At 60.8% G+C, this 19,073-nt stretch carries 13 protein-coding genes; 9 read left to right on the forward strand and 4 right to left on the reverse strand.

What is annotated here, in order from left to right:
• Positions 1 to 324 precede the first annotated feature (324 nt).
• From AOT96_RS19545 to AOT96_RS19565, 5 genes are all read left to right on the forward strand, one after another.
• Positions 325 to 1,602: an MFS transporter gene (locus AOT96_RS19545; RefSeq protein WP_020906868.1), complete on the forward strand. Its 1,278-nt coding sequence runs from the start codon at positions 325 to 327 to the stop codon at positions 1,600 to 1,602.
• Between the two features lie 207 nt (positions 1,603 to 1,809).
• Positions 1,810 to 3,447, forward strand: a complete 1,638-nt coding sequence (locus AOT96_RS19550) for an AMP-binding protein (protein ID WP_039973143.1) — start codon at positions 1,810 to 1,812, stop codon at positions 3,445 to 3,447.
• A gap of 4 nt (positions 3,448 to 3,451) precedes the next feature.
• On the forward strand, positions 3,452 to 5,119 hold the full coding sequence (locus AOT96_RS19555) for a sigma-54-dependent Fis family transcriptional regulator (protein WP_003942072.1): 1,668 nt from the start codon (positions 3,452 to 3,454) through the stop codon (positions 5,117 to 5,119).
• 108 nt (positions 5,120 to 5,227) lie between these two features.
• Entirely contained in the window at positions 5,228 to 6,727 is a 1,500-nt protein-coding gene (locus AOT96_RS19560; RefSeq protein ID WP_019744236.1) for an aldehyde dehydrogenase family protein, read from the forward strand.
• Between the two features lie 47 nt (positions 6,728 to 6,774).
• Entirely contained in the window at positions 6,775 to 7,887 is a 1,113-nt protein-coding gene (locus tag AOT96_RS19565; RefSeq protein WP_003942086.1) for an NDMA-dependent alcohol dehydrogenase, read from the forward strand.
• A 55-nt stretch (positions 7,888 to 7,942) separates the two neighbouring features.
• Here the strand turns inward: AOT96_RS19565 and AOT96_RS19570 are convergent, their stop codons facing one another.
• Positions 7,943 to 9,391: a hypothetical protein gene (locus AOT96_RS19570; RefSeq protein ID WP_065352157.1), complete on the reverse strand. Its 1,449-nt coding sequence runs from the start codon at positions 9,389 to 9,391 to the stop codon at positions 7,943 to 7,945.
• A 224-nt stretch (positions 9,392 to 9,615) separates the two neighbouring features.
• On the opposite strand from AOT96_RS19570, the gene AOT96_RS19575 reads away from it, so the two are divergent.
• From AOT96_RS19575 to AOT96_RS19585, 3 genes are all read left to right on the forward strand, one after another.
• Complete coding sequence (locus AOT96_RS19575) at positions 9,616 to 11,862, forward strand: MMPL family transporter (protein WP_065352158.1); 2,247 nt, start codon at positions 9,616 to 9,618, stop codon at positions 11,860 to 11,862.
• Positions 11,863 to 12,045: 183 nt separating this feature from the next.
• On the forward strand, positions 12,046 to 13,485 hold the full coding sequence (locus tag AOT96_RS19580) for a hypothetical protein (RefSeq protein WP_065352159.1): 1,440 nt from the start codon (positions 12,046 to 12,048) through the stop codon (positions 13,483 to 13,485).
• Positions 13,482 to 14,846: an outer membrane protein assembly factor BamB family protein gene (locus tag AOT96_RS19585; RefSeq protein ID WP_065352160.1), complete on the forward strand. Its 1,365-nt coding sequence runs from the start codon at positions 13,482 to 13,484 to the stop codon at positions 14,844 to 14,846. The genes AOT96_RS19580 and AOT96_RS19585 overlap by 4 nt, the downstream gene beginning before the upstream one ends.
• A 45-nt stretch (positions 14,847 to 14,891) precedes the next feature.
• Here AOT96_RS19585 and AOT96_RS19590 read toward each other — a convergent pair whose 3' ends face one another.
• Positions 14,892 to 15,746 (reverse strand): glycosyltransferase, encoded by an 855-nt coding sequence (locus tag AOT96_RS19590; RefSeq protein WP_230359663.1) that lies wholly within the window; start codon positions 15,744 to 15,746, stop codon positions 14,892 to 14,894.
• A gap of 551 nt (positions 15,747 to 16,297) precedes the next feature.
• Positions 16,298 to 17,695 carry a C4-dicarboxylate transporter DctA gene (gene dctA / locus AOT96_RS19595; protein WP_065352161.1) on the reverse strand — a complete coding sequence of 466 codons (1,398 nt, stop codon included), beginning with the start codon at positions 17,693 to 17,695 and terminating at the stop codon, positions 16,298 to 16,300.
• Between the two features lie 188 nt (positions 17,696 to 17,883).
• Between dctA and AOT96_RS19600 the strand changes: the two genes are divergently transcribed.
• Positions 17,884 to 18,144: a GlsB/YeaQ/YmgE family stress response membrane protein gene (locus tag AOT96_RS19600; protein WP_003942027.1), complete on the forward strand. Its 261-nt coding sequence runs from the start codon at positions 17,884 to 17,886 to the stop codon at positions 18,142 to 18,144.
• 154 nt (positions 18,145 to 18,298) lie between these two features.
• Here AOT96_RS19600 and AOT96_RS19605 read toward each other — a convergent pair whose 3' ends face one another.
• The gene (locus AOT96_RS19605; RefSeq protein WP_024487832.1) at positions 18,299 to 19,045 is read right to left on the reverse strand and encodes a GTP pyrophosphokinase; all 747 of its coding nucleotides are present in this window, start codon (positions 19,043 to 19,045) and stop codon (positions 18,299 to 18,301) included.
• Positions 19,046 to 19,073 lie beyond the last annotated feature (28 nt).

Consider the following 19,073-nt stretch of genomic DNA (forward strand, 5'->3'; position numbering starts at 1 on the left):
TGTTGCACCGTGACGCCGTTTCTCGAGGGCCGTCCGATTCGTGAGAACGAATCGGACGGCCTGCGGCATGTCGAGGGTCGTGAAACTCGTTACCATTGCATACAAGTGGTGACCGAGATCACTCCTACCCCCTTTCGGGGGTAGTGCGGGGGTGAGCCACATCACTACCTTTCCTCCTATCGACGGTGATGCCCACAGGGCGACACCACGGGACCACGGAGGAATCGAGTGACCACAGTCTCTCCCACAGGCGGCACCAGTGCCGCCGGCGCCGGGGGTGCGAGTGCCGCAGGTGCGACGCAGCCCCCGCAGAACACCACCAGTGTGCGGCGCGTCGCAATCGCGAGTTGTATCGGCACGACTATCGAGTTCTACGACTTCTTCATCTACGGAACCGCTGCGGCACTTGTCTTTCCGACGGTGTTCTTCCCCGCGCTCGGTGCCACTGCGGGAACTGTCGCATCGTTTGCGACTTTCGCAGTCGCATTCATCGCCCGGCCCGTCGGCGCAATGTTGTTCGGACACTTCGGTGATCGCATCGGTCGCAAGAAGACGCTGATCTCGACGCTCCTGCTCATGGGTATCTCGACGCTCCTGATCGGCTTGCTGCCCGGTGCGGCAACCATCGGTGTTGCGGCTCCGATCATCCTGGTGCTCTTGCGATTCGGCCAAGGCTTCGCGGTCGGTGGTGAATGGGCCGGCGCAACTCTGCTCACCGCGGAATACGCCCCACCGGGCAAACGTGGTCTGTATGCGATGTTCCCGCAGCTCGGCCCCGCAATCGCCTTCGTGCTCTCGAGCAGTACATTCCTCATCACCGGCGCTGTTCTCGGCGACACCAATCAGGCCTTCCTCGACTACGGCTGGCGTATCCCGTTCTTGTTCTCCATCGTGTTGGTCGGCATCGGCCTCTACATGCGACTCGCTATCGAGGAGACCCCGGTCTTCAAGGCGGAGCAGGCAGAGCGCGTTGCAGAGCAGAAGAACGAAGCACCTCGCACCCTCCCGTTCCTGGATGCCTGGCGGTTCCAGACCAAGGAAATCCTCCTCTCGGCCGGCGCCCTCGCTTGCCTGTTCGCGTTCTTCTACATGGGCACGGCGTTCCTCACGAGCTACGGAACCAAGACCCTCGGCTTCTCCCGCCCGTTCGTCCTGTCGGTCGGTATCGCTTCCGCCTTCGTCTTCGGTGCCGCGATCATCGTCTCCGCCCTGTACTCGGACCGCATCGGGCGTCGCAAGGTCATCATGATCTCTTGTGGTCTGGCTGTGGTGTGGGCGCTCATTCTGTTCCCGCTCCTGGACACCGGAACACCGATCGCGTTCATCCTCGGCATGTTCGGCACGCTGATGATCTTCGGAATCGCGTACGGCCCCTGCGGTGCGCTACTTCCGGAAATGTTCCAGACCCGCTACCGCTACACCGGTGCCGGCCTCGGCTACAACCTCGCCGGAGTGCTCGGCGGCGCAGTGCCGCCGCTGATCGCCGCACCGCTGGCCTCGGCCTACGGGAGTATGGCCATCGGAATCATGTTGGCAATCCTCGGTGTGGTGAGTCTGGTCTGCACCTGGGCGCTCGTCGAGACCAAGGACCACGCGCTGTAACCACTGTGCGCCTTTATTAACCGCCGGCGGTTAATAAAGGCGCACAGCAGGCGGGTGGGGTGTCCGGACTCTGAACAGTTACGGCCACCCCGCACCGGGAAGTATGTCGTGCATCACACCGAATCGAGTAAATTCGTAGATGAGAGGGTCCGCTGCGGCGGCCCCTCTCATAGGTGCCTGAACAGGTAACCGGAGAGGACAGAACACATGAGTACGCCGCTGCCCAGCTATACGTCCGGAGTATGGGACGGTCCGATGCTGGGCGACACCATCGGAGACAACCTCGATCGCACGGTTGCCGCACACGGCGACCGCGATGCGTTGATCGACCACGCCAGCGGTCGACGATGGACGTACCGGGAGTTCGCCGAGCAGGTGAACGGGCTCGCTGCCGGACTACTTTCCCGTGGTGTGGGGAAGGGCGATCGGGTAGGAATCTGGGCTCCCAACTGTCCGGAATGGACGTTCACGCAATACGCGACGGCAAAGGTCGGCGCGATCCTGGTCAACATCAATCCGGCGTACCGCTCGCACGAGTTGCAGTACGTGCTCGAGCAGGCCGGGATCTCGACGCTGGTGTCTGCGGCCAGCTTCAAGACCTCGGACTACGCGTCGATGATCGAGACGGTGCGGCCGCAGTGCCCGGATCTGACGTCGGTGCTCCTGCTCGGTTCACCCGAGTGGGACGCGGTGCTTGCAGACGGCTTGGCGGCGCAGGCAAGCGATCCGGCTCCGCTCGCCGCAGCCCAGGCCGCGTTGTCGGCCGACGACGCGATCAACATCCAATACACCTCGGGTACTACCGGTTTCCCGAAGGGCGCGACGCTCAGTCACCACAACATCCTCAACAACGGCTATTTCGTCGGCGAGTTGTGCCACTACAGCGAGGTCGATCGGGTGTGCATCCCGGTGCCGTTCTACCACTGTTTCGGCATGGTGATGGGCAACCTTGCGTGCACCAGTCACGGTGCTGCCATGGTCATTCCGGGTCCGGCTTTCGATCCGCGTGCTTCGCTCGAAGCCGTTCAGGCTGAAAAGTGCACGTCCCTCTACGGCGTTCCGACGATGTTCATCGCGGAGTTGGCGTTGCCTGACTTCGACAGCTTCGATCTGTCGTCCCTTCGCACCGGCATCATGGCGGGCTCGCCCTGCCCGGTCGAGGTGATGAAGCAGGTCATCGATCGCATGGGCATGTCGGAGGTGTCCATCTGCTACGGCATGACGGAGACCTCGCCGGTGTCGTTGCAGACCCGCTCGGACGATTCGATCGAGCAGCGCACCGAAACGGTCGGCCGGGTAGGGCCGCATCTCGAGATCAAGATCGTCGATCCGGCAACCGGATTGACGGTGCCCCGCGGCGAGCCGGGTGAACTGTGCACGCGTGGTTACTCGGTCATGCTCGGATACTGGGAGAACCCGGAGAAGACCGCCGAGGCGATCGACGCTGCCCGGTGGATGCACACCGGAGACATCGGAGTCATGGACGAGGCCGGATACGTCGCCATCACGGGACGCATCAAGGACATGGTCATCCGCGGTGGCGAGAACGTCTATCCGCGTGAGATCGAGGAGTTTCTCTACACCCACCCCGACATTCTCGATGCGCAGGTCATCGGCGTACCCGACGCAAAGTACGGCGAGGAATTGATGGTGTGGGTCCAGATGCGCGAAGGTGCAGACGATCTCGACGCCGATTCGGTCCGCGCGTTCTGCACCGGCAAGCTCGCGCACTACAAGATTCCGCGGTACGTCCATGTCGTCGACGAGTTCCCGATGACAGTCACGGGCAAGGTCCGCAAGATCGCGATGCGAGAACAGGCGATCGAATTGATCGGTCAGGCCTGAGAGTATGTCCGCGAACCCAGGGGAGCGTGAGCCGGTACGCCCCGAGATCGCGCTCTCCTGGAAGCGTTCTCGACTCAGTGGCCTCGACCCGTCGTCGGCCATCGCCGTGGACACCGAGGAGCAGGACGGTGAGTCTCGTCTGCTCCGGGCCGCCGCACCCGTGCTCGACGAAGTTTCGCAACAGATCGCGGGCACCGGTTTCTGCGTGCTGCTTGCTGATCGCGAATGCCGCGTGGTCGCTTCGGTGTACTCCGACAGTCGCGTCGAGCGAACGATCGAGCGGTTGGGTGTCGTCAACGGTTCACGCTTCGGTGAAGAGCACGCCGGCACCAACGCGCTTGGTACGCCCCTCGAGGTCGGACGAAGCGTGGTGATCCACGGTGACGAGCATTTCCTCGACAGTCTCAAGGGTTTGAGCTGCTACGGACAGCCGATCCTGCATCCCGTCACACGTCGTGTCGAGGGCATTCTCGACATGACCGGCGTTGTCTCGCAGGCCAACCCACTGTTCGCGCCCTTCCTTGCGCGTGCTGCAGCGGACATCGAGAAACGGTTGCTCGAAGGCTCGAAAGCATCGGAGCAGCGGCTGGTCGACGCATTCCAGCGAGTTTCACATCAGCGCCACATTGCCGTCGCGGCCATCGGCGACGACATCCTGCTGAGCAACCGAACCGCTTTGGATTTGCTCGACACCGCAGACCATGTATCGCTCCGTTCCTTGATTGCCGACCTGAATCCGGACCAATCACGATTGGTGACAGTCGAATTGGCGTCCGGCGCTCTGGCGCGAGTTCAAGCCGACCGGATTTCCGGGGCTGACGGTGGTGCGCTCTTCCTGGTCGAACCACTCCAACGGGAACGGGCACCGATCCGCAGAACGCACGAGCGGGCACCGTCTCCGGGCGAACGACTGCGGCGCGACCTGATGCGGGCGCGGGCAACCTCTGCCGCCGTGGCGATCTCTGGTGAAGCGGGATCCGGCCGAACCTCGGCAGCATCGGATGTCGTCGGCAGTGTCGATGCGAGTTGGCTCGATGCCACGCGAATCGCGTTCGACGGCCGTGAGCAGTGGGTCACCGATCTCGTGCGAGCAGCCCGTAAGCGTTCGGGCGTGGTCGTGATCGAACAGGTACAACTCCTTCCTGACTCGGTGTTGCCGCTGGTCGCAGACCTGATCGACGCCAGCGCCGAGGGGCCGAAAATCGTACTGACCAGCGGAGCGGCAGTTGATCTTCCGCCGACCATCGCCGCGCTGCTCTCACGATGCGCCTCCCGGGTTGTCATCACCCCACTGCGCGAGCGACAGGCTGAGATCGCCGAGTTGGCACAAGTCATGTTGGAGGGGATCTCGCCAGAACTGAGGTTGACCGCCAGCGCTGCCGAAGCACTCGCGGCGGCCAACTGGCCGGGCAACCTGGCCGAATTGCGCGTCGTGTTGAATCGCGCTTCGGATGAACGCTCGAGCAATCGCATCGACGTCGCTGATCTGCCCGAGGACTATCGCACCACGACCAAGGTGTCGCGGTTGGCAGGGCGGGAGAAAGCCGAGCGCCAGGCGATCATCGGAGCGTTGAAAGACTGCGGCGGCAACAAGGTTCACGCGTCGGCGCAACTCGGAATCAGCCGAAGCACTCTCTATACACGGATGCGGGCGCTCGACATTACTGTGTAGTTTGCTGTCCGACTTCAGTTGTACAAAGTTCGGACAGTTAGCACCCCTGGAAGCGCGGAAGTATGGCGTGCATCACATTCGCACCTCACTACTTCAGGGGAGTTTCCGATGACGGCAGTAGCCGAACACACCATCAGTTCCGCGGTACAGGGTTTCCTGAACGGACCGAAGAAGCTCTACATCGGCGGCGAATTCGTCGACGCCGCTTCGGGTCAGACCTTCGCGACGTACAACCCGGCTGACGGACAGAAGCTCGCAGACGTGGCACACGGCCAGGCTGAAGACATCGACCGCGCGGTACGGGCCGCTCGAACGGCTTTCGAGGACGGCCCCTGGTCACGTATGAAGGCAAACGAGCGCGAGCGGATGATCTGGCGCGTCGGCGACATTCTCAGTGCTCGTGCCGAGGAATTCGGTCAGCTCGAAGCTCTCGACAACGGCAAGTCCGTTGCCATCGCCACCGCCGTCGACGTGGCTTGGGCCGCAGACGTTTTCCGCTACTACGCGGGTTGGGCCACCAAGATCGAAGGCAGCACTGTCAACGTGTCGATGCCCTTCTCTCCGGGCGGCGAGTTCCACGCCTACACCCTGCGTGAGGCAATCGGCGTCTGTGGACTGATCGTGCCGTGGAACTTCCCGCTGCTGATGTCGTCGTGGAAGCTCGCCCCCGCGCTCGCCGCCGGCAACACGGTGATCCTCAAGCCCGCTGAGCAGACCCCGCTCACCGCACTGCTTCTCGCGGAGGTCTTCGAAGAAGCAGGCTTCCCGCCCGGCGTCGTCAACATCGTTCCCGGCTTCGGCGATGCAGGTGCTGCTCTGTCCGGCCACGACGACGTGGACAAGGTTGCGTTCACCGGTTCCACCGAGGTGGGTAAGAAGATCGTCGACGCCGCCAAGGGCAATCTGAAGAAGGTTACGCTCGAGCTCGGTGGCAAGAGCCCCAATATCGTGTTCGCCGACGCCGATTTCGATTCCGCGGTGGAGGGTTCGCTCAACGCGTGGCTGTTCAACCACGGACAGTGCTGCGTTGCGGGTACTCGTCTGTACGTCGAGGACACCATCTTCGAGAAGTTCACCGAGGCCGTCGCGCACGCAGCGAGCCAGGTCAAGATCGGACCCGGCCTCGATCCCACCACCCAGCTCGGACCGCTGGTCTCGCAGGAGCAGTTCGACAAGGTGACCGGCTACCTGCGTGAGGGAATCGCCGACGGCGCACGTGCACTGACGGGCGGCAACCGCTGGGGCGATCAGGGCTACTTCGTCGAGCCGACCGTCTTCGTTGACGTCAAGCCCGAATTCTCCATCGTTCAGGAGGAGATCTTCGGACCCGTCGTGGCGGCGCTGCCGTTCAACGCGGACGACGGACCGATCACTGCCGCAAACGATTCCATCTACGGCTTGGCCGCCGGCATCTGGACCCGGGACATTTCCAAGGCTCACCGCACGGCGAAGCGCTTGAAGGCCGGTTCGGTGTGGATCAACCAGTACAACGGCTTCGACACTGCAATGCCCTTCGGTGGATACAAGCAGTCCGGCTGGGGCCGCGAGCTCGGCGCTTCGGCTATCGATCTCTACACCCAGACCAAGGCCGTCAACATCGCTCTCTGACCGACCCCATCGCTCATTCTCTCGTCCGACAATCAAGGAGATCACCAGTGAAGACCAAAGCTGCTGTACTGCTCGAGCCCGGAAAGCCTTTCGAGATCATGGAACTCGACCTCGACGGCCCGGGTGTGGGTGAGGTACTGATCAAGTACACCGCTGCCGGACTGTGCCATTCGGATCTGCACCTGACCGACGGTGATCTCCCGCCGCGTTACCCGATCGTCGGCGGACACGAAGGCTCGGGCATCATCGAAGAGGTCGGCCCAGGCGTCACGAAGGTCAAGCCGGGCGACCATGTCGTGTGTAGCTTCATCCCCAACTGCGGCACCTGTCGCTACTGCTCGACCGGTCGCCAGAACCTCTGCGACATGGGTGCCACCATCCTCGAAGGCTCGATGCCCGACGGTTCCTTCCGTTTCCACGGCAACGGAATGGATTTCGGCGGAATGTGCATGTTGGGAACGTTCTCCGAGCGCGCCACCATTTCTCAGCACTCGGTAGTCAAGATCGACGACTGGCTTCCCTTGGAGACAGCGGTGGTCGTCGGCTGCGGCGTGCCTTCGGGTTGGGGAACGGCAGTAAATGCCGGTAACCTTCGCGCCGGTGACACCGCTGTGATCTACGGCATCGGTGGTCTCGGCATCAACGCCGTCCAGGGCGCCGTTTCGGCCGGCTGCAAGTACGTCGTTGTGGTCGATCCGGTTGCTCTCAAGCGTGAGACCGCACTGAAGTTCGGTGCAACCCATGCCTTTGCAGACGCCGAGAGCGCTGCTGCCAAGGTCAACGAGCTGACGTGGGGACAGGGTGCCGACGCTGCGCTCATCCTTGTCGGCACCGTCGACGAGGACGTGGTCAGTGCAGCGACGGCAGTGATCGGCAAGGGTGGCACCGTGGTGATCACGGGACTCGCCGACCCCGCCAAGCTGACCGTTCACGTGTCGGGTACCGACCTGACGCTGAATCAGAAGACGATCAAGGGCACGTTGTTCGGGTCCATGAATCCGCAGTACGACATCGTGCGACTGCTGCGTCTCTACGATGCCGGTCAGCTCAAGCTCGACGAACTGATCACCAACACCTACAGCCTCGAAGACGTCAACAAGGGCTACCAGGATCTACGTGACGGCAAGAACATCCGTGGCGTGATCATTCACGACAAGTAACCCCAAGTGCTGTGCGCCTTTATTAACCGCCCGCGGTTAATAAAGGCGCACAGCACTATTTCTTGGCTTTCGACAAAATCTGCATCAACTGAAGTAGCGCCGAGAACTTCGCGAACACCGAGCGCGAGACCACCGGACCGAAAGCCGCGGTGTCGGTTGCGTCGAAGGCGTCGAGCAGATCGCGGAAACTTTCGACCTGTTTGACCATCGCGTCGAGATCGACGTGCGTGACGGCGGCGGCATCCCGCAGAGCGAGCAGGTACTGCGGCGCCGTCACCAAGGCGACCGCCGGTATCTTCCGCTCGAACAATGGTTCACCCTCACCGAAATGAATGACCGGTCCCGGCGCCACGATTCGGCGATCGCCCGCCCCGATGTCGCGCCACAGCGGTGCAACGATGTCGTGTACTTCCCGACTCGTCGCGTAGAGCAGTTCCGGTTCCGGAGTGGTCTCCAACGAATAGCTGCCGGTCGAGGTGTTCTCTGTATCACCCAGTGCGCCGAGGTGTTCGATTGCGATCCCCGCTACTGCGCGCGCCTGACCGTCTTCGCCGTTCCACATCTCGGGGTGCGCTTCGAGCCAGGTGGACGTTGCCTGTCCGTGCTTGGACACCGCTGGAATACGAAGGTGGCCGGTCGTCAGCACAAAAACGTACGACCGTCGATGCGGCTGCGCGACGGCGTGACGCGCCAAGGCCAACATGCCCAGATGCCCGTTCTCCTCGACGCCGTTGGTTCCGTCGCTGTGAGTGATGAGCAGAATCGTCTCTTCCGGTGATGTCCCCGGGGATACCGCCCACACCGTGTCGGTCCGGGTGTCCGGATGCAGAGTTGCATCCAGAACCAGAGTGGCCCGCTGGCCGGAACGAGCTGCAGCGACAACCTTCCTGCCCTCGTCGCCGGCCACCCAGACGGCGGGGATGTCGTGGTACGGCTGCGTGAACGGAAGATATTGTCCCAGCGCGTTGTCCGGAGCGATGTCACGCCACACCGCGATCACGCCGAGCACTCCGGCTTTGCGGGCCTTGTCGAGTTTCGGGCCAAGAAGAGTCGCGGAGAGAACCGGATTTCGAAGAGTCTCGTCGGTGGCGATCGGACCCCACTCGCTGACCAGTAGTTTGCGGGGAAGATCGATGTGCGGGACCTCGATCACTGCGATCGCGCCCTTGGCCAAGGACCACTTGGGGCGTCGCGCGCTGACGTGGACCAGGGGAGCGGAGATTCCCTGAGGGCCGGTCAATCCCGAGTAGGGGAATGCGGACGAAACCTTGATCGGCCCCGTGGGCAATTCGATGCGAAGTCCGTCAGGTGTCGCCGGCAGATCCCAGCGTTCGAAAGTGTGTGAATCACGCCGGACTTCGAGGCCCAGTTCGGTCAGTTCGTTCGCGACTTCCTCCACCACCGCGTGGTGTGAAGGTGATCCCGTCAATCGTGGCCCCCGCGCGTCGAGTCGCTGTTGGCCTGCAAGGAGGAGATCGCGATCGACGGCCTGGCCGTGATTCATGGGATTGCCTTTCGTACTACGCGACGTCTGCTCTGGTGAGGCGCCTGCCCGTGTCGTGTCCACGGTACCGAGCGGTCTGAAAAGGACTCGGAGAGCGCGCCGGATATGCCGTTTTCGCAGATATACCAGGTGCCAACGAGCCGGTCGGTCCGTACCGTATGACCTTGGCACCGAAAGACTCCGTGTTCTTCGGACAGACCAGTCCACGGCGAGAGAGGCCTACGTTGGCTACGTATCTTTACAGATTGGGGAAGTTCGCTTTCCGCCACAAGTATCTTGTGGTGGCCGCGTGGATTATCGTGATCGCGGTGGTGGGGGGCGCTATCAGCGCCACAAATCCGACGTTCTCCAAAGAATTCAACCTTCCGGGCACCGATTCACAGCGTGCGACCGAGTTGATGAACGAGAACTTTGCAGCTGCAGCGGAGCAGCAAACTCAGGCGTCGACCAGTATTCTCATCGCGGCAGACGACGGACTTGCCGCACACAGCGATCAGATCGACCAGTTGAGCGCGCAGGCGAAGACGTTGCCGGATATCGTCGATCCCGAGAAGATCGTCAATCCGGTGACCCTCGCGGAGGCAAATCCGGCGGTGGCGTCGGCCGTTCTCGGCGACAACGGCAAGGTCGGGCTGATCCAGCTCAATCAGTCGATTCGCATCGAGGATCAGACACAGGCCAACAAGACGGCGTTCCTCGACTTGATGGCAAAATTCCGCACCGGTGGCCTGCAAGTCGAAGGCACCGGTTCGATGATGCAGGTACAGGCCGCAGGTGGTCTGTCGGAGATGCTCGGCTTCGCGGTGGCGTTCATCGTGATGATCGTGGCGTTCGGCGCGCTCATTGCGGCCTTTATTCCGCTGTTCACCGCAATTCTGGGAATTGCGCTGGCCACTTTGACGGTCACACTCGGTTCGGGCTTCTTCGACATCAACGAAGGCGTCACGGGAATCGTCACGATGATCGGCATCGCAGTCTCGATCGACTACGCGTTGTTCATCGTGTCGCGCTACCGCAGTGAGCTCAATTTGGGCGGAACGAGGGAAGCCGCTGCCGGGCGCGCAGTGGGTACTGCCGGTTCGTCCGTCGTCTTCGCCGGCCTGACGGTTGTGGTCGCGCTGGCAGCCCTGGCGGTGGTCGGGGTTCCGATGATCACCCAGATGGGAATCTCTGCAGCGGTTGCCGTCATCATCGCCGTCCTCGGCGCAATCACGTTGATCCCGGCTGTCCTGGGTATCTTCGGCAGATTCGCGTTCTCGCCTCGTATCCCCGGGCTTCGCCACGGTGACGAGCCCGAGACGATGGAATCCAACGGACATCGCTGGGCCAAGATAGTCACCAAGTACCCGTGGCCGATCGCGGGTGCTGCGCTGGTGCTTCTGGTGATCGCGGCTATTCCGATGACGAAGCTCGAACTCGGACTCTCGTTCACTCAGGACGAAGAGCGGCCGGCACTTGCCCTGCTGCAACGTGGGTTCGGTGAAGGCGTCAATGGCGAATTGTTCGTCGTGCTCGACGCGCCTGACGGCACCGATATCACCGCGATTGCCGAAGGCACTGTCGCGCACATCAAGGGCCTCGACAACGTCGCAACTCCGGATCAGTTGATGTGGGTCGGAAACGGACCCGACGCGGCAAACCCGATGGCGGGCGCCAACTCTGCGCTCATCGCGGTCACCCCGCAGATGTCACCGAGCGGCCCCGAAACTCACGAGCTGATGAATCAGATCCGGGATTACGGATCGACGGTGAAATCGGAAGGCGCAGAACTCGGTGTAGCGGGGCAAACCGCGATCGTAGCCGACATGTCGTCGAAGCTCAGTTCCGCGCTCATCCCGTATCTCATCGTGGTTGTGGGGCTGGCGTTCATCATCATGATGGTCGTCTTCCGCTCGATCCTGGTGCCGCTGACCGCAACTCTCGGATTCCTGTTTTCCGTCTGTGCGACCTTCGGCGCCACGGTGGCCATCTTCCAGGAGGGCGACTTCGGGCTGATCGAGCACACACAACCCATCATCTCGTTCCTGCCGATCTTCATGATCGGTGTGGTCTTCGGGTTGGCGATGGACTATCAAGTGTTCCTCGTGACGCGAATGCGCGAGGAATACGTGCACGGATTGTCGGCCAAGGACGCCATCATCTCCGGCTACACCCATGGTGCTCGCGTGGTCGCGTCGGCGGCCATCATCATGATCTCCGTGTTCGGCGCATTCATGCTGTCCTCGGAGACGACAAGCAAGATGATGGGCTTCGGCCTCGCGGCTGCAGTCTTCTTCGACGCCTTCATCATCCGCATGATCGTGATTCCTGCGGTCATGTCGATCCTCGGTGATTCGGCGTGGAAGTTGCCCGCGTGGCTCGACAAGATCCTGCCGAACGTCGACATCGAGGGTGAAGCGATTCGGCGGATTCCGATCGAGCAGGATCCGGATTCCGATCCAGACCCGAATCAGGTGCCTGTGAGGGTGTAAGCACTCAGGCAGTCAGAACGGGGTGCCGGTTGCACAGCAACTGGCACCCCGTTCTTCTGTGTTCATACGGAGCCCGCGCGATAGGAAACCATCCGGTTGGTAACAGAAATCGCTGTGATCGCGACAGGACATCCAGAGGCGACGCGCATCGGGGGCGAGCCGTGACGGTGACTGCGAGGGTACGTGTCGAAGGAGCAAACCGATTTGAAGCGGGCCGAGAAGTGGACCTTCGCGCTGACGGTCGTCTCCCTGATCGCCGGTGGGACAGTGGTTGCCGGGCTGGTGGATCGGTGGAGCAGTTCGCCGTCCGATGACATCTCGGTAGCTGCGACTTCGTCGATCAGCATTACGTCCACACCGGAGGAGATTTCGCCGGAGGACGTGCCTGAATTCTCGTACGTCACGCCGAGCGCGGTGTACCCGACCGCGATTCCGGGTTGTGAGAGTGTCGAAGCGCCGGAGGAGGATTCGTTCTTCTCCTATATTCTCGACGGATCTGATACGTACGACGATCCACGCTTTCCGTGGTTCTCGAGTGTCAAGGCCGCCGCGATGTCGGAAGCGGTCAAGCAGGCGCTCCCGAAAGATGTCGAGCTGAAGTTCGCCAGCCCGGGTAATTCGCTGCAGTTCGGGCCGATCTCTGCACCTTCGAACACAGATGGGCTGCCCGAGGGTTTCTCGCTCGAGGAGTTGGCGTCCACCACTGCGTCGGGGACGCTGATTCGGGACGGGAAGATCGGCGCGCTCAGCCTGATGCTGCACTCGAGTTCTGATCCGATCCCATCGTGTGTTGCGGGGTCGCTCGTCGAACGTCGGGTGCTGGCTGACCAGTCGGTAGTGGATCTGCAGGATACGTGGAGCGAAACCAATGGTGTACGCACCCTTGGTCGGTCGGCGATGTTGTACGGAGTCGACGGGACCCGTATTCAGGCGTATGTCAACGACACTAACAACGACGGAGGTCGGGACGCAGAGAGTTCCGGCGCGGTGCCACTGACGCTCGACGACCTTGTAACCCTTGTCGAAATGCCACAGCTGCGAATCACTACTCCAGTTCCCCCGGGTACGGCACCGCTTTCGCCCGGGTGCCACGGGATCCCCCGAGACTCTGGCGACGTGGCCGAACTCGATCGCGCGACGATCGAACGTCTCAACGCGGTACTCGAAGTCAGATGGCGCGCTGTACCTCCGGGTTTTCCGATTCTCGATACCGGACCGGGCACTCTGACGGTGGCGGAGAATGACAAGTCCACTGCATGTCAGAGACTTCTCACCCGGACGGGAGACAGCGAATCGACGCTCAACATGACAATTACCGGCGGACAACCACTCCCTACGGAGCCCAACAAATACGACCCTTCCTACGACGGGCACCCCTTGGAGTTCGTGACGCGACCGGATGGATCCGTGATCGAGCGAGACGAACGGGATTACTCGACCGTACCCATGACAAATGACGGCTCGAAAGCAGAATCGACGCAGGAAACGAGCAGGTCGGTGGTCGTCAGCCGCCCGAATGGGACCCAAGTCTCGGTTTCGTCGTCGGCTGCGATCCCGAACGTGCCGATGACGTTCGAGCAGTTGGAGTTTCTCGCGACGACCGAAGGCTTGGAGATTCGATGACCACCAGATTCTCCCCGAAATCGCGCCTTCGGATCGCGGCCGCCGCAGCCGTAGTCACCGTCACTGCCGCCATCGCCACGGTGGTCACGTCGACGAGTTCCGAACCGACAGCGATCTCGTCGCAGCTATGGAGCGTCGAGGCCTCCGAGATTCTCGGGCGCGAGTTCGCGATCTTCCGGAGCCCACTTGTTGGAACCGAATTCAACATGGACATGGGCGGATTCATCGACGCCGGATCAGTCGTGGTCACGATGATCGGTATGCCGGATCGTCAGGCGTATTCGTTGGACGACGCAGAATTGGTCGGATTGGACGCCGAAGATGGCACAGTTCGTTGGCGCACGTCGGCGGTCGACATCGGTGGTTGCTCCGAGACTCTGCTCGGCAGTTCGGTGCTGTGTTTCTCCGGGCCGTACGTATCCGGTGGTTCGTACTCACTTTTCGATATCGAGACAGGAGAGCGTCGAGACATCAAGACGCCGTGGGCACCGATCATCGCGGTTGTCTCGGGTGACACGGTCCTCGCGCTCGAGGGCGATATCGAGAGCAACGACGTTCGCGTGCACAGCGGAACCGTCGACGATCCGGAAGCGAACTGGTCCAAAGCGTTCGACGTCGGTGGATCGTGGGAAGCCGGATACGTCGATCCGGTGATGTCGGTGCACGGCGATCTGGGTGTGATCACTCTCGACGAGTCTCTGGGATTCGATCTGAAGACGGGCGAACAGCGCTGGGTGCACGGTTACTCCACCTGCTCGACCGCGCACACATCGTCGGACGGCGTGACATTGGTGTCGGATGGCGGTTGCGAAGGCAATGGCCGTCCGACAAGTGAGTACGCGCTCGATCAGAACGGGCGCGAGTTCGCCAGGACAGACGAACTGCCCTCGGAGTCCTCGTACTACGGCGGGCGATACAGCCGAGATGATCCCGCAGGAGGATCGACTCCGATCATTCTGGGACACAGCGGTTTCGACCGGACTTCGGGTGAGAAGTTGTGGTCCAACAGTGAAGTCTTCGACACCGCACAGTCGTTGGCGGTGATCGGCAACGTGGTTGCCGTGACCCGTTCTGGTTCCGAGCCCGAGGTCCAGTTCGTGGACCTGCTCACCGGTGAGGTCCTGTGGCGATCGAACGCCGAGCGCGCCGGGGAGGTTGTCTGGCACGGCGATGTCGTTATCGACGAGGGAAACGTCTACGGAACAGATGTCAGGACCGGCCAACGTAGTTGGGAGGTCCAAGTCGTCCAGGACGGGGACGACGAGTTCACGCCTTGGATGATGCCGCGCGAGCTGTGGGCGGGGGAGAAGGTGCTGTTGCGTTCCAGTGAAGACCGCATCACGGCGTTGAAACTGTCGTGAAATTCGGTGGCTGCGAACCTTCGGTGATTAGCGAAATTCGATGGTTTACTGGTGAACTGGCATGATTCGACCTTTCGACATGCCGAACAAGCGCCTGAACTCCAGGCGCTCCTGCTCGAAGTTGTAGATGCGGTAGACGGGCCACACGAGCGCGTGGAGCATCGAGTCGCCCCAGATGGTCAGTTTGAGGCGCCAATTCATGATGTTGTGAAGGTGCAGAACCGATTCGGATGCTTGGTTGTACTTCAGGTACTCCAACGGAGGGGTTTCACCGCGTCGACCGGACGTTTCTGCTCGCATGTCGGCGATCTGACCGATCGTCATCCCTTCCTCCCGAAGGCACAGTGAAAGGTCGATATCTTCGTGGATGTCCGGCCGGTCACTGACTTGCTCGCGGACCGACAACCATGCGCTTTTTCTGATCGCCATGTTCGCTCCGGCGACAGCGAGTACTTGACGTTCGCAATCGAACTTCCCCTGCTTCACCTGCCTGTCCAGTGCGTAGCGGTGGATTCGAGCAAACGGCGATTCGAAGAGGTAGGTGAGTCCGGCAACTGCTGAATGAGCGGTGCTGCGTTGGAAGAAACCCTTGACCGCATCTGCCCATCCCGGTTGTACCCGTGTGTCCGCGTCGATACGACCGATGATGTTGCCGGTCGAGGCGTCGAAGCCCGCGTTCCGGGCGTGTACGACGCCTTGGCGGGCCTCGAAGACATATCTGACTTTGTCGTACTTCTCGGCGAACTCCTGGATGATCGATGCAGTACCATCCGTCGAGTTGTTGTCGACAATCAGAATCTCATCGATTTCCGACTGGGTCAGTAGACGCTCGATGCAGCCGGAAACCGCGTTCTCTTCGTTGAATACCGGAACAACCACCGAAAGTCGATTAGTGGACAAGTGTTCAATATCCTGCATGGATGCGGTCACTGTATTCCTTTGCTGGGCAATCGGGTCCAGTCCTTCGCAAAGGTTACGATAGCAATAGGTGACCATTCGGACAATTTGAACCGAGGGTCATATGATCAATCCCGCAACAGCTTATTGCGGGAAACTATCAGCATAAGTGCAGCTGGCACGGCGTAAATGCATGCAGAATAAGGCTTTCGGAACTGATTGATTTTTACCCACTCGAGTCTATTCGTCGGTCGAACACCGGACTTTAGTCCTTCTAATTCCGGCAAATATAATGCTGCCCGTTCGCTGAATTGTGAATCGCCACTGCGGCAACCGCCGGGCAATATCTAGATGTCGCAAGTTGCTTTTCAGTGAAGTGGAGTCAGTGCAGCGCAAGCGTCGTATTTGTAGATTCAACGGTCCCTCGTCGGCCGGGTTGTCGCCATCTGCAAATATTTGCTTTTGTAGCTGTCGGTCTGGATTTTCCAGTGAAGTCTGCCCCCCGCGACTCTTCAGCACCGATTTCCGATGTGCAAACAGCAGCCGGCACCTACCTATCGGGTCAGGATGCTTTCGGTTTCGGGTGCCGGAACGGTTTTCCCCGCGATCGGATCGACTTCCTCGAGCGGTGGAACGTCTTCTCCGTCGAGCACTCGGCGCATGCGCTCCTTGTCGAGCTGCCCCTCCCAATTGGCGACCACGAAGGTTGCGACACAGTTCCCGAGCAGGTTCACCGACACCCGCATCGAATCCATGATTCGATCGGCGCCCAGTAGGAGAGCGACTGCGGCGACGGGAATTGCGCCGTGACCGATTGCGGCCACGGTGGCCGACAGCGCCAGGAATGACGATCCCGGCACGCCGGCCATTCCCTTTGAGGTGAGCATCAGAACCAGGACGGCAGTGATCTGTTCACCGAGTGTCAGGTCCACGCCGAGTGCCTGCGCCAGAAACAGCATGCAGATCGACAGGTACAGCGTCGCGCCGTCGAGATTGAACGAGTAGCCGGTAGGCACCACCAATCCTGTTGTAGTGCGCGAGCATCCGGCGTTGGTGAGCTTGACCATGATTCGGGGCAGAACTACTTCGGTCGACGCCGTTCCCAAAGCGAGGAAGAGTTCGTCCTTGATGTACTTGACGAATTTCCACAGGTTCACGCCCGCGAAGTACCTGACTATCGCGGCCAGGATGAGGATGAACAGGACGGCGGCGAGATAGCATGCGGCGATCAGCTTTCCGTAACTTCCGAGCGAAGCGATCCCGTACTGACCGACGATGTACGCCATCGCGCCCAAAGCGCCCAACGGCGCCAGTCTCATGATCCAGCCGATGATCGTGAAGAACAGATGGCTCAGACGATCGACGAGTTCGAACACGATCGGTGGTCCACTCTCACCCGCCTTGGCCAATGCGAGCCCGAACAGTACGGCGAAGAAGAGGACTTGGAGGAGTGCGTTCTCGGCGAAGGCCGAAACTATCGACACCGGAATGATATTGAGCAGGAATTCGACGGTGTGGGGAAGTTCGCCACTTCCGGTCTTGGCTGCCACGGCGTCCGCACCGTTCGCCAGCGTCTCCGGATCGATGTCGAATCCCGCACCCGGCTTCATCAGATTTCCGATGAGCAGCCCGAACAACAGAGCGAAGGTGGTCACGACCTCGAAGTAGATGAGTGCTTTGACGCCGATACGCCCCACGGCCTTCAGATCCCCGACGTGGGCGATCCCGATCACAACGGTGCAGAAGATGATCGGCGCGATCAGCATTTTGATCAGCTTGATGAACCCGTCGGCGAGGGGCTTGAGGTTCGCGCCGAATTCCGGCCACAACCAGCCGATGAGAACACCGATGACGATAGCGGCGATCAATTGCACGAACAGTGATCGGTACCAGGGCGGCTTGTTGGCGAGTCGCGCGAGCTCGCTGTTCGGCAGTTTTACGGAAGTTGGCATGGATGGGAACGGTAGGTCCGCTTGATTGCGAAAAAATAACTCACGAATGTCGTGGATGTAACGCGTCGAGGTTGCATCTCGGACAACAATTCGGTCAACAAGCGACAGTTGTGTGTGACTGTGGTTATTGTTTCCCTGAGCGGTGATCTTCCGTCCGCGTGCATGCACGACGTGTGAGAGGGGCTGTCATGGGGCAAATTATCGGAACCATCATTTTCGGCGCAGTCATCGGAATCCTGGCTCGTCTCGTACTGCCAGGTAAGCAGCAGTACGGCATGATCGTGACCGTCGTGCTGGGTATCGCCGGAGCGCTTATCGGGTACTGGGTCTGGGGAGCGATCTCGGACAAGGGCGACACGGGTGGAATCGACTGGATCCGCTGGATCATCAGCATCGCCGCGGCGGCCGTGCTCTCGATCGGCTACAGCGCCGTCACTGGCAAGAAATAGCAAGCCAACGCAATTCGCGAAGTGCGCCCTCCCGAAGTTCGGGAGGGCGCACTTTTGGTTTGCCCTAGTTGTCCGACCCCAGTTGTGAGCGAACGGCACTTTCGTCGCCTCAGATGCGCCGAAAGGCGCGTTCGCTCAGGGGAGGGGACCGAATTCAGAGCGCCCGTCGCTGAAGATGCAGCGCCTCGAGGAACTGCGCCGGCAGATCCTGCTCGAGGATTTCGTCATCAGGATGGGGCAGCGCTTTGATTTTCGCGAACTCGTCGTTGAGTCGTTCCATCTTGACGTCGAGGCGGTGTGCCGCGGCTGCAGCCTCTGTGAGTTCGTCGAGGAGTTCGACGGGAACCTCGCGGTTGTACTTGTAGTAGATCTTGTGCTCGAGGCTCGCCCAGAAATCCATCGCGATCGTGCGGATCTGAAGTTCGATCGGTACGTGCCTGACGCGGTCACTCATGAAAACCGGGACCTCGACGATCAAGTGCAAGCTCTTGTAGCCGTTGGGTTTCGGATCGGCGATGTAGTCCTCGCGCTCGATCACCCGAAGGTCCGTCTGGCTGGTGAGCATCTCGGCGATTCGGTACGTGTCGGAAATGAAGCTGCAGGTGATTCGTACTCCAGCGATGTCGAAGATGTTCTTCGAGATGTCGTCGATCGTCAGCGGGACGTTCAGGCGTTGAGCCTTTCGCAGGATGCTGTCCGGTGACTTGACTCGTGACGTGACGTGTTCGATGGGGCTGTACTGATTGATGTGAGTGAACTCGTCCTTGAGGATGTTCACCTTGGTCATCAGTTCGGAGATTCCGAATTGGTACAACATCATGAAGCGGGAGAACTCGGTCCGCAGTTCGGCGAAATCGGCCCTGCTGACCCCACTGCTGTCTTCCACGTTCGGCACCCTCATCTGTTAGCTGGTGTAACCAGTCTGCCAC

This window comes from Rhodococcus sp. 008 (assembly GCF_001682295.1).
GTDB classification, from domain to species: domain Bacteria; phylum Actinomycetota; class Actinomycetes; order Mycobacteriales; family Mycobacteriaceae; genus Rhodococcus_F; species Rhodococcus_F qingshengii.